Below are 12,811 nucleotides of genomic sequence, written 5' to 3'. Positions count from 1 at the left end.
TAATGGTGGGGTTATTTATACCCATATACTGTAATGACTTCAAGGTGAGATGCTAATAACTCAAGGGATCGACGGCGAGCTTTGTATCAAAAAGTGATTTTCCAAAACAAACAACCCCAAGTGACCGAAAATGGCGACTTGAGGTTGTCATTTTACTTGGGCCGAAGCCTACAGTAATAAATTAAAGATCGAACTTAACTTCGTCTAATAGTTTAATTGCTGCTGCGTGGTGGTCAGCAATTTGGTCTAGAGAAATTGTATCTGCTTTGAATTCACCCCATGAAGCAACAAGCTCAGAAGGTTTAACATCAGCTTTCACTGGGTATTCATAGTTCACTTCTGCATACATGCTTTGTGCTGTGTTACCCGATAGGAATTCCATTAGCTTAACGGCATTCTCTTCGTTTGGAGAGTATTTAGCCATTGCCATACCAGAGATATTCACGTGAGTACCCGTTGTCTCTTGGTTAGGGAAGTTAATGTAAACAGCGTCAGCCCAAGCTTTTTGCTCTTTATCGTTAACCATCTTGCCTAGGTAGTAGCTGTTACCAAGAGCAACATCACATAGGCCTTCTTTAATCGCTTTAACTTGTGCACGATCGTTACCTTGAGGCTTGCGTGCTAGGTTAGCTTTTACGCCTTCTAGCCACTCTTTCGTTTCAGCTTCACCTTTGTGAGCGATCATCGAAGATACTAGAGAAACATTGTATGGGTGCTTACCGCTACGCGTACAGATCTTACCTTTAAATTCAGGCTTAGTTAGATCTTCGTAAGTAAACTCCTCACCTAGACGACCAACACGGTCACGAGAAGAGTAAACGCTACGTGTACGTGTTGTTAGAGCGAACCACTCATTGTTTGTATCTTGGTATTGAGCAGGAATATTCTTTTCAAGAACTTCGCTTTCAACAGACTGAACTAAACCTTGTTTAGTTAGCTCAGATAGACGACTGATGTCTACAGTTAACACTACGTCTGCAGGGCTGTATTCGCCTTCTTGAGCTAACTTTTCTGCTAAACCTTTTTTAGCAAACTTAACGTTTACTTTAATGCCAGTCTCTTTTGTGAATTCCTTGAACATTGGTTCAACTAGGAAAGGTTGACGGTAAGAGTATACGTTTACTTCTTCCGCAGCCATTGCTGTCGGGGCAATTACACCACACGCTAGAGCTGAAAGTGTTAGCAGTTTCTTCATTGTAAAATCCTTTATATCGAAATGATAATGTCTATCAGTTGCGTTATTATATTCATCATTAACATAATTACAATGACGACCAACAAAAAATCCGTCTACTCAGACCATTCAAACTCTCACTTTTGTAACAAACCATTTCAACTTTGTGTCTTGTCGTTCCTCTTAAACAATGAGCCTAACTTCAACGTTCGTGTTTATATATTGTGCAACCGTAAATACAACAAAGCCCCGCAACAAGAGTTGCGGGGCTTTCTTTGTCCAACCTAACCCATTCAGATTAGGCGACGACTGTTGATTATTTTACTGATACAAACTCAGGGTAAGCGCCGACACCACAATCGTGCATGTCCATACCTTCAAGTTCTTCATCTTCCGTTACTCGGATACCGATTGTTGCTTTAAGCACCGCCCATACTGCTAGGCTAGCACCGAATACCCATGCAAAGATGACTGCTGCACCCATTAGCTGAGCACCAAACGTTGCATCAGCGTTGCTTAGTGGCACAGCCATTAGACCGAAGAAACCACATACACCGTGTACAGAGATAGCACCTACTGGATCATCAATCTTAGCTTTGTCTAGAGCGATGATGCTGAATACAACCAATGCACCAGATACCGAACCAATCGCTACAGCAAATAGAGGTGATGGTGATAGAGGGTCTGCAGTGATTGCTACTAGGCCAGCTAACGCGCCGTTAAGAATCATTGTTAGGTCTGCTTTACCCCAAGTTGTTTTACATACTAGTAGTGCTGCAATTGCGCCTGCTGCTGCTGCTGCGTTGGTGTTAAGGAAGATTTGACCTACTGCTGTTGCGTTCTCAAAATCCGAAACCATCAGTTGAGAACCGCCGTTGAAACCGAACCAACCGAACCAAAGGATAAATGTACCTAGCGTTGCAAGTGGCATGTTTGAACCAGGAATCGGGTAGATTTCACCGTTCTTACCGTATTTACCTTTACGAGCACCGAGTAGTAGAACACCAGCTAACGCTGCTGCTGCACCAGCCATGTGTACGATACCTGAACCTGCGAAGTCACTGAAACCCGCTTCTGATAGGAAACCACCGCCCCAAGTCCAATAACCTTCAACAGGGTAAATGAACGCTGTTAGTACTACAGAGAAGATTAGGAATGACCAAAGCTTCATACGCTCAGCAACCGCACCAGATACTACAGACATTGCTGTTGCAACGAATACTACCTGGAAGAAGAAGTCTGATTCTAGAGAGTGGTCTGCGCCTTCACCTTGTGTACCAATTAGAGTACCAAATGATGGCAACCAACCGCCTTCACCGTTGTCGACATACATGATGTTGTAACCAACCACTAAGAAAGCAGTACAAGCAATTGCGTACAAACAGATGTTCTTAGTTAAAATTTCTGTGGTGTTCTTTGAACGAACTAGGCCAGCTTCTAACATCGCGAAGCCTGCTGCCATCCACATTACCAACGCACCTGAAATGAGGAAGAAAAAAGTGTCTAGTGCGTAACGTAGTTCCGTTACTGTTGTTGTAAGTTCCATATTAAAGTCTCCAGTCCTTGTAATTCTTTAAAGTGCTTCAGCATCCATTTCACCAGTACGAATTCGTACGGCTTGGCTTAGGTCATACACAAAAATTTTGCCGTCGCCGATTTTTCCGGTGTGTGCCGCTTGGCTAATCGCTTCAACAACTCGGTCAACATTCTCAGCTTGGGTAGCAATCTCTAGCTTCACCTTTGGTAGGAAATCCACTTGGTACTCTGCACCACGATACAATTCAGTATGTCCCTTCTGACGACCAAAGCCTTTCACTTCAGAAACAGTCATACCTTCAATACCCACATCAGAGAGCGCTTCGCGTACATCGTCTAATTTGAATGGCTTAACAATGGCATTTATTAATTTCATATTCGTTCCTTAAATTCTTACTTAATCCGTTAATTCTCTTATTACAATCCAAGTAGCGTGCCAAAAAGTTAAGTGCTTGATTTTAAATAAGATTAAGATAATAAGGTCGTAATAACGAAAAAGACCGCACCAACATGGTGCAGCCTTTTCACTATCTTAATGCGCGATGCTCTTATTGCTCCAGTTTTGGGCAACGGAGCCTTCAAAGCTCTGAATGACTAACAAATAGGTCTTAGGACTAGTAACCTAAAAAATCCATCCAGCGTTCGATGAGCAGTTCGAAATCGTCGATTCCACAGCTTGCTTGGCTTTCACAGTTATAGAAGTCGAACTCACTGCCCTCTTCCATCTCTTGCTCATGCGCTAACACGTTTTCTTGAATCGTTACTTCGTCTTCATTAATCGCAAGGCTAATCTCTTTGCCAAGCAACGTCACTTCATTGCTCAAGTCCTGTCGAGATTGCTCAATCAACGCCATCACATGATCTAATTTTTGCTTATCTTTACCGATCTCTTCTTGAAGCCAACGGCCAACAATCTCATGGCCCATGCTGCATTTCACATAGTATTCACCCATTAGAGTGTTTCTAGTAAATTCAAACTCCATAACTCAACCTATACTGCATTAATACTCAAGCGATACTATTTCTGAGTATACCATTGTCTTGTCAGAAACGAGCGTATTGACGAATTTATCGTTACGATCCAACCTACACAGTCAATGAAGAGGAGGGCTCTATGCAGTTGAACGAAATGATTGCCAAACAAATTGTCGAACGAACCATGAAGATCATCCCACACTCGATTAATGTGATGGATAATAAAGGTCGCATTATTGGATCCAGTGATCCTACTCGCTTATACCAAAAACATGAAGGAGCGGTACTTGCCATCACCGAATCACGAGTCGTTAATATTGACGAAGCCACTGCCGAACACCTAAAAGGGGTTAAGCCTGGAGTTAATTTACCGATTCTATTTCAGGATAATGTCATTGGGGCGATTGGGGTTTCTGGGACACTGCAGCAAGTTCATCATTTTGGTGAGCTGGTGAAGATGACCGCTGAGCTTATTGTTGAACAAGCTGTACTTATGTCTCAAGTAGAATGGAATAAGAGGCATCGTGAAGAATTGGTATTGCAATTAATCCGAGGTAGCACGCTTAATGACATGCAACTGCAATCCATCGCACAGCGTCTGGATCTCGACCTTGCACAACCGCGGATTGCCGCCATCGTCAAGGTGTTACCGATAGGAGACACTGCGCCTTCATTGGAAAACTTACAGCAATTAGTACATTTACTTGAATATCCCGAGCGCGATAATTTAGTCGGTATCTTGTCTGTTTCACAAAACGAAGTGGTGGTACTCAAGCCTATAACCCTGATAGGGAACAGCTGGTCCAAGGATGCAGAAGCCAAGCGCGTGAAATTGCTACTCAAAAGAATAAAGAAAGAAGCTAAGTTTCAAATCAAGATTGCGCTTGGGGATTACTTTACCGGACTTTCTGGTTTAGCACGCTCATATGATACCGCTGAGCTCACTATGCGCAGTGTCGGTAACCGCCCCGGAGACATGTTTTTCTATCAAGACTATCGACTGCCGGCCATTATGAGTAGCCTGTTACAAGATCCATGGATTCGTGAGCAACTGGAGCAGTCTTACCTACATCTTCAACAACAGGACAGTAAAGGGATACTGATCAAAACTTTGAAGACATATTTAAAACAGAACTGTGATTCAGCTCTCACCTGTAACGAACTACATATCCATCGCAATACGCTACGCTATCGAACAGACAAGATAAACCAAATAACATCATTAAATATCAACAATATAGACGATCTATTTCAACTCTACATTGCAATAAATCTATTCCACTGGTCGAGCTAAAAAATGTGCAACTGCACAATTTAAAAGGACCGATTTGAGCACTTATTTGTAGAGAATGACAAAGACTTACCAACCCTATATCTTTATATTTGCCGAAAATGACACATCGTTATCTGGGAAATAGAACATGATTGAAGTTTCAACTCTTGGCGCACTTTCAGCATTGATTGTTGCTATCGCGCTCATTCTTAAAAAAGTGCCACCCACCTACGGCATGATCATCGGTGCTTTGGTTGGCGGCGTGGTTGGCGGCGTTTCTCTCACCGAAACCGTTGAGTTAATGATAGGTGGTGCCCAAGGGATCGTCACTTCAGTGATGCGAATTCTCGCCGCTGGTGTGTTGGCCGGCGTACTAATTGAATCAGGGGCGGCTACCTCGATTGCAGAATCCATCATCAAAAAAGTAGGCGAAACTCGCGCCTTACTTGCTCTTGCCATTGCGACCATGATTTTAACCGCTGTTGGCGTTTTCGTTGATGTGGCCGTTATCACGGTTTCTCCTATTGCACTGGCTATTGCTCGCCGCGCAGACCTTTCTAAAACCGCGATCCTTTTGGCGATGGTGGGCGGCGGTAAAGCAGGTAATGTCATGTCGCCTAACCCAAATGCCATTGCGGCGGCTGATGCGTTCAATGTTCCGTTAACCTCTGTGATGGCTGCAGGCGTGATTCCGGGTCTATTTGGGCTGCTTTTCGCCTACTTCTTGGCAAAGCGCCTCGTCAATAAAGGTTCAAAAGTAGCGGAAAGTGAAGTGGTCAAAGCGGATCAAAGTTCACTGCCAAGCTTTTCTTCTTCAATCGTTGCACCGTTAGTGGCTATTGCCCTACTCGCGCTGCGACCACTCGCTGATATCAATGTTGATCCTCTAATTGCATTACCCTTGGGTGGATTGCTGGGTGCACTGGCTATGGGTCGCTTCAAACAAGCCAATAGCTTTGCGGTTTCAGGCTTGTCACGTATGGCACCGGTTGCTGTAATGCTACTGGGCACAGGAACCATTGCAGGCATCATTGCTAACTCAGGACTAAAAGCTGATCTGATTGAAGTGCTGACGATGTCTGGGCTGCCTTCTTACTTACTTGCTCCGTTTTCTGGCGCACTGATGGCACTATCAACCGCATCGACAACTGCCGGAACAGTAGTGGCATCGAATGTATTTGCCAGCACCATTCTTGAGCTAGGTGTTCCAGCTCTCGCAGGCGCAGCAATGATCCACTCTGGTGCGACAGTACTTGACCATATGCCACATGGTAGCTTCTTCCATGCCACGGGTGGTGCGGTACATATGAGTATTCATGAACGTCTAAAACTCATCCCTTATGAGTCAGCGGTCGGTCTTGTTATCGCCTTCGTCTCAGTAATGATCTTCGGTGTATTTGGTCTGTTTGTTTAAGTTTAAAGGTATCAAAATGAAAATTGTAATTGCTCCTGACTCATATAAAGAAAGCCTATCAGCAATGGGCGTTGCTCAAGCGATTGAAGATGGCTTTAAACAGCTAATACCAAACGCCGAATACGTAAAATTACCAATGGCTGATGGTGGTGAAGGCACAGTACAATCTCTGGTGGATGCGACCAATGGCTATATCATCCAACATCCAGTGATTGGTCCATTAGGTGAAATTGTCGAAGGCTTCTACGGTATGTTCGGTGACGGTAAAACTGCCATTATTGAAATGGCGGCCGCTTCCGGCCTAGATTTAGTCTCTCCAGAACAACGTAATCCACTAAAAACCACTACCTATGGTACGGGTGAGTTGATCAAAGCCGTATTAGATAAAGGTGTTGAGCATATTATTATTGGCATTGGTGGTAGTGCGACCAATGATGGTGGCTTAGGAATGGCTCAAGCGCTAGGCATTCGTATGCTAGATGCAGAGGGTCACGAGCTGGTGTTTGGTGGTGGTGAACTGTCAAAACTGACAACCATTGATCTCACCAACCTCGACCCACGCCTACAAAACGTACGCTTAGAGGTCGCTTGTGATGTCGATAATCCATTATGCGGACCAAAAGGGGCATCACAGGTATTCGGTCCGCAAAAAGGCGCAACACCAGAAATGGTTGAGCTGTTAGATGCTAACCTTGCTCATTATGCCAGTATCATGAAAAACCAGTTAGGCGTCGATGTCATTGATCTCCCTGGTGCTGGCGCGGCAGGCGGTCTAGGCGCGGCACTTGTTGGCCTGTTAAATGCGGAGCTTCGCCCTGGTATTAACATCGTAATGGACGCCGTCAATTTAGATGAAATAGTCTCAGATGCTGATCTTGTGATTACAGGAGAGGGGCGCATTGATAGCCAAACCATTCATGGCAAAACACCGATTGGTGTCGCTCGCACAGCCAAAAAACATAAACTGCCTGTCATCGGTATTGCCGGCTGTCTAGCCAGTGATTGTGGTGTGGTTCATGAGCATGGTATCGACGCGGTATTTGCGGTAGTGAACCGTTCAGTAGACTTGCCGACAGCTTTGGCTGAAGCGGCTGAAAATATTGAACTTACTGCTCGCAATGTTGCAGCAATGTATACGATTAAGCACTAATCGAGCTCTCTGTAAGCTAAAAGCAATTAAGGCCGCTATTCACAGCGGCCTTAATTATATTTACAACAAAATCAGACGTTACGCAGGCTCTTGGAAGATAACCGTGTCTGCTTTTTCCGTGTACTGACCCATTTTATGGAAGTTCAGGTAACGGTATGTATCAGCAGCGGTTGCATTAATCTTCTCAGCGTACTCTAAGTACTCTTCTTTCGTTGGGATGCGACCTAGAATCGCGCCAACAGCAGAAAGCTCAGCAGAAGCCAGATAAACGTTCGCGCCATTACCTAAGCGGTTCGGGAAGTTACGCGTTGACGTCGACATAACCGTCGAAGCATCAGCAACACGAGCTTGGTTACCCATACATAGTGAACAGCCAGGAGTTTCGATACGTACCCCAGCACGACCGAAGATGCCGTAGTAGCCTTCTTCTGTCAGTTGGTCTTTATCCATCTTCGTTGGCGGAGCCACCCATAGGCGAGTATTTAGCGAGCCGTTAAACTCTTCTAGCATCTTACCCGCAGCTCGGAAGTGACCGATGTTCGTCATACAAGAACCGATAAACACTTCTTGAATCTCAGTACCTTGAACGTCAGAAAGAAGACGAGCATCATCTGGATCGTTTGGTGCACAAAGGATTGGTTGATCGATGTCAGCAAGATCAATCTCGATAACGTGCGCGTATTCCGCATCTGAATCAGCAGATAGCAACTCAGGGTTCGCTAACCACTCTTCCATTGCAGTGATACGACGCTCAATCGTACGAACATCACCGTAACCTTCCGCGATCATCCACTTAAGCATAACGATATTCGAGTTCAGGTACTCATCGATCGACTCTTGAGATAGCTTAACCGTACAACCTGCAGCAGAACGCTCAGCAGATGCATCAGAAAGCTCAAATGCTTGCTCAACAGATAAGTGCTCAACACCTTCAATTTCTAGTACACGACCAGAGAATTCGTTGATCTTACCGGCTTTCTCTACGGTTAGTAGGCCTTGCTTGATACCATAAAGAGGAATGGCATGTACTAGGTCACGTAGCGTGATACCCGGTTGCATTTCGCCTTTAAAGCGAACCAAGATAGATTCAGGCATATCAAGAGGCATAACGCCTGTTGCGGCAGCAAATGCTACCAAGCCAGAACCCGCAGGGAATGAAATACCTAGAGGGAAACGAGTATGCGAGTCACCACCTGTACCTACAGTATCAGGAAGAAGCATACGGTTTAGCCATGAGTGGATAACGCCATCACCCGGACGAAGTGAAACACCCGCACGGTTCATGATGAAATCAGGTAGCGTATGGTGAGTGTTTACATCAACAGGTTTCGGGTATGCAGATGTGTGACAGAAAGACTGCATTACAAGGTCTGCTGAGAAACCAAGACACGCCAGATCTTTAAGCTCATCACGAGTCATAGGACCGGTCGTATCTTGAGAACCGACTGTCGTCATTTTAGGTTCACAGTACTGACCAGCACGCACACCTTCAACACCACATGCTTTACCTACCATCTTCTGAGCTAGCGTGTAGCCTTTATCAGATGCAGATGGATCGATTGGTTTAGCAAACAGATCCGTTTCAGCTAGACCTAGAGCGTCACGAGCACGACCTGTTAGGCCACGACCAATGATCAGTGGAATACGGCCACCAGCACGCACTTCATCGAGAAGAACTTTGCTTAGCTCAAAGTTTGAAATCACAGAACCGTTCTTGTGAACAACACCTTCGTACGGGTAGATATCAATGATATCGCCCATGTTCATGTCTTGTACGTTCAGTTCAATTGGTAGTGCGCCTGAATCTTCCATTGTGTTGTAGAAGATTGGTGCAATTTTACCACCAAGACAAACACCGCCAGTACGCTTGTTTGGTACGAATGGGATATCTTCACCCATGAACCAAAGTACTGAGTTGGTTGCCGATTTACGTGAAGAACCTGTACCAACAACATCACCAACGTAAGCCAGTGGAATGCCATCTTTTTGCATTTCTTCAATTTGATTGATTGGACCAACGCTACCCTGCTCATCAGGAGTAATGCCATCACGTTCCATCTTCAGCATCGCTTTCGCGTGCACTGGGATATCAGGACGTGACCATGCATCAGGCGCTGGAGATAAGTCATCAGTGTTAGTTTCACCGGTAACTTTAAATACTTTAACGGTGATCTTTTCCGCTACTTTGTTTTTCGCTGTAAACCATTCAGCATCAGCCCAAGATTGAAGTACTTGTTGTGCAGATGCATTGCCCGCTTTCGCTTTCTCTTCTACGTCATAGAACGCATCGAACATCAGTAGAGTATGAGATAGAGCTTTAACAGCGATTGGAGCAAGCTCAGCATCGTCTAGTAGAGATACTAGAGATTCGATGTTGTAACCGCCTTGCATAGTACCAAGCAGTTCTGCAGCTTTTGCTTTGCTTACTAGTGGAGAAGCTACTTCACCTTTAGTGATAGCCGTAAGGAAGCCAGCTTTTACGTAAGCAGCTTCATCTACACCCGGTGGAATGCGATTTTCTAGTAGGTCAAGAATGATTTCTTCTTCACCTTGAGGTGGATTCTTCAGAAGTTCAACTAGGCCAGCTACCTGCTCAGCATCTAGTGGTTTTGGAACAACTCCTTCGGCAGCACGTTCTTCGACGTGTTTACGGTAGGCTTCAAGCACGACTTTTTTCCTCTCATTGCGGTTCACTTCTTCCCTTCATAATTGTTAGTAAAATAAAGAAGTGAACATCCTTGGAAACTTGGCTCTCCATTGCCATTATTGTCATTCAATTTGTATTGATGAGCGGCGTCATAGAGGCCAAACTGTGGGCGGTAGAATAGCAAATTTAACGTTAAATTAAAATCTTATCATTTTGACCAACATAGCAAGTTAAGACGAAAGTCCCACTATTTTTGCCTAATTACGCACTTAAATGGCGACTCTGCGCATGATTATTTGTAGGACGTACCGACAATCAAATAGACCGAATCATAGTTATCTTCGGTTCGGCCATAAGCTAAAATGATCGGCCCGATTGGTGAATCGACACCTGCGAAAACAGAACCCGCGGTGTACATTGGCGCTTCATCAATACTCAAATCATTGTTCGACCAAACACCACCATGCTCAATGGAAGCACCCACGTAGAATGGTGATTCAAAGAGGCCGAAGTCATTTTCAAACCACTTGTAACGATAGATAAGGCTGGTGTAAGCCAAGTTCTGGCCAATCATACTGTTCCTTGGAATACCTGACAGGTTTAAGAAGCCACCAAGCTCTTTAGGATCAATAGGGAAAATCGAATTTTTGCTCTCTACAATACCGTAATCGAGCTTTGCGACTAAAGTATGCTTCTCGATACTCTTTGCAGCCATTAAATTAGCCGAAAACTCATAGACCGTATCGCTCTCAGACGTCAACTCTGTTTCGTTAATCGAGCTATCATTCTGAAAGTCATCATGAGAAACAAGGTACTCTAAATCAACAAAATAACCTTCAGTTGGCAAGCTGAAGTTATCCAAAGTATCCAATCGATAATTGATAAATCCACCAATACGCTTGTAACCACCATTACCTAACGAAGGTAAAGAAGCCACCTCGACATCCCCATCAGTATAACGAGCACCAAATTTCAGCTCTTGCCACAAGGTAGGTTGATAGCCTAATGCTAATTCACCGACATACTCGCTATAAGTCATTGGAAAGTAGTCTTTCGTTACGTCCAGTGTCGGCTCTTCAATATCATCAATATCTACAGGTAGGTTTCTGTTTTCCTTGCTATAAGCAATCGATGCAGAAGTGAACAATTTTTGACTCGAAAAGAAGGGCGAATAGAGTTCCGCCTCAATTCGTTTATCCGTTCCCATCTCGATATTGGTTCTTAGCTCTGCACCGTGCGAGTTGATATCGGTAAAGTTGGCTGAAACACCAATCGAGTACTGACTGGTAGTCGAGAAATCATCTTCAAGAAAGAATCGAAAGTTGAGGTAGTTTGGCCCCCAAGATTTTTCGTTCACATCAACCTGCAGTTGTTCCTCGCCATCTACCGTGTCAAATTCATACGTCACCAACTCGAATCTATCTAGCGCATAGAGGTCTTGTACTTTAGATTCAATTTCACTGGTCTTCAGAACCTTACCTGAATCAAGGTTTAAACGGTTTTCGATCAGCTTATCGGAATAGTGGGTATTGTTATTGATAACAACTCGGTCAACGACGGTCTGATCGCCGTGTTTCAGCTGTCTGCGTGCTTTTTGCTTGTCCTCGATATAATGCTGATAATCGGCATTTGAGAGCGATAGCTTAGAAAGTTCATCAGTATGCTGCTTAGCGGCTTCATAGCCCGCGAGGAAAGCCGATGGCATTTTATCAAAGTCAGTCGTCTCCATTTCCCCAACATCAGGGCGCAGGAAGACATCATCGTCTGTGAGTGTTTCAGCTTGCTCTTGGGTGCTGCGTTGAACAAGATAATTAGAGAGTTGGTCAGCTGCCGCTAGAAAATTCGTGAAATCATCTTTGCCTTTGTAGTTGGTACTGATATCCACCGCAATGACGATGTCTGCCCCCATAGCTCTAGCAACGTCGACGGGCATATTATTGGTGACACCACCATCAACCAGCATTCGACCATCGAGGTCATAAGGGGGAAGCGCGCCGGGAACTGACATACTGGCCATCATGGCATCAACAAGGTGACCATGGTCGATGACCACCTCTTCAAGTTCGATAATGTCGGTTGCAACAGAACGGTATGGGATAGCAAGATGGTCGAAAGAATCGAATGAGGATAGATTACCCGTGGTCTCACGCAGAATACGCAACATATTCTGGCCTTGCACCACCCCTTTCCTTGCTTTGATTTCGCCCCAACCTAAGCCGAGATCGGTGTTCAGTTGGTAGCGGTCTTCATATTCTTTGTCACGTACGCGGCGATCACTACGGTTAACGCGATCACGATAACCGCGATTCCAATCAACCGTATAAATAAAGCTCTCGATCTCGTCTGCGCTCATCCCTGTCGCATAAAGACCACCAACGTATGAGCCCATACTGGTACCGGTAATGTAATCAACCGGGATTTGCATCTCTTCTAGGGCTTTAAGCACACCTATGTGAGCTGCACCTTTTGCCCCACCACCAGCAAGAACGACAGCAACGGTTGGCCTTTTATGAGCTTGCTCAGCCTGCTGAGATTGATCAACCTGTGTCGCGGTGGATGCAAACAGCTGAAAACTGATCACAGTACCGACAATGCCTAAGCCACTCACTAACCAACGAGAAATCATTATTTTAACTGTCCTT

9 protein-coding genes are annotated in these 12,811 nt (G+C 44.8%); 3 read left to right on the top strand and 6 right to left on the bottom strand.

Features of this window, described 5'->3' with window-relative positions:
* Positions 1 to 181 precede the first annotated feature (181 nt).
* From AB6F11_RS14130 to AB6F11_RS14115, 4 genes are all read right to left on the bottom strand, one after another.
* Positions 182 to 1,195: a Fe(3+) ABC transporter substrate-binding protein gene (locus tag AB6F11_RS14130; protein ID WP_017068889.1), complete on the bottom strand. Its 1,014-nt coding sequence runs from the start codon at positions 1,193 to 1,195 to the stop codon at positions 182 to 184.
* Between the two features lie 295 nt (positions 1,196 to 1,490).
* The gene (locus tag AB6F11_RS14125; protein ID WP_017059420.1) at positions 1,491 to 2,720 is read right to left on the bottom strand and encodes an ammonium transporter; all 1,230 of its coding nucleotides are present in this window, start codon (positions 2,718 to 2,720) and stop codon (positions 1,491 to 1,493) included.
* A 27-nt stretch (positions 2,721 to 2,747) separates the two neighbouring features.
* Positions 2,748 to 3,086, bottom strand: coding sequence for a P-II family nitrogen regulator (gene glnK, locus AB6F11_RS14120; protein ID WP_004738200.1), 339 nt, complete (start codon positions 3,084 to 3,086; stop codon positions 2,748 to 2,750).
* A gap of 238 nt (positions 3,087 to 3,324) precedes the next feature.
* Positions 3,325 to 3,693: a YacL family protein gene (locus tag AB6F11_RS14115; protein ID WP_019824378.1), complete on the bottom strand. Its 369-nt coding sequence runs from the start codon at positions 3,691 to 3,693 to the stop codon at positions 3,325 to 3,327.
* Positions 3,694 to 3,824: 131 nt separating this feature from the next.
* On the opposite strand from AB6F11_RS14115, the gene AB6F11_RS14110 reads away from it, so the two are divergent.
* The 3 genes from AB6F11_RS14110 to AB6F11_RS14100 all read left to right on the top strand — a co-directional run bounded on the left by AB6F11_RS14110 (position 3,825) and on the right by AB6F11_RS14100 (position 7,522).
* Complete coding sequence (locus AB6F11_RS14110) at positions 3,825 to 4,979, top strand: sugar diacid recognition domain-containing protein (protein ID WP_017066809.1); 1,155 nt, start codon at positions 3,825 to 3,827, stop codon at positions 4,977 to 4,979.
* 127 nt (positions 4,980 to 5,106) lie between these two features.
* The gene (locus tag AB6F11_RS14105) at positions 5,107 to 6,372 is read left to right on the top strand and encodes a GntP family permease (RefSeq protein ID WP_017059423.1); all 1,266 of its coding nucleotides are present in this window, start codon (positions 5,107 to 5,109) and stop codon (positions 6,370 to 6,372) included.
* Positions 6,373 to 6,388: 16 nt separating this feature from the next.
* The gene (locus AB6F11_RS14100) at positions 6,389 to 7,522 is read left to right on the top strand and encodes a glycerate kinase (protein WP_102394604.1); all 1,134 of its coding nucleotides are present in this window, start codon (positions 6,389 to 6,391) and stop codon (positions 7,520 to 7,522) included.
* A 78-nt stretch (positions 7,523 to 7,600) separates the two neighbouring features.
* On the opposite strand, the gene acnB is transcribed toward AB6F11_RS14100, so the two are convergent.
* On the bottom strand, positions 7,601 to 10,189 hold the full coding sequence (gene acnB, locus AB6F11_RS14095; RefSeq protein WP_048605714.1) for a bifunctional aconitate hydratase 2/2-methylisocitrate dehydratase: 2,589 nt from the start codon (positions 10,187 to 10,189) through the stop codon (positions 7,601 to 7,603).
* 272 nt (positions 10,190 to 10,461) lie between these two features.
* Positions 10,462 to 12,795, bottom strand: a complete 2,334-nt coding sequence (locus AB6F11_RS14090; protein ID WP_102394605.1) for a patatin-like phospholipase family protein — start codon at positions 12,793 to 12,795, stop codon at positions 10,462 to 10,464.
* Between the last annotated feature and the right edge of the window lie 16 nt (positions 12,796 to 12,811).

The organism is Vibrio sp. 10N.247.311.14, assembly GCF_041467715.1.
Classification (GTDB): Bacteria; Pseudomonadota; Gammaproteobacteria; order Enterobacterales; family Vibrionaceae; genus Vibrio; species Vibrio crassostreae_C.
This window is presented reverse-complemented; position numbering and strand designations above follow the sequence as displayed.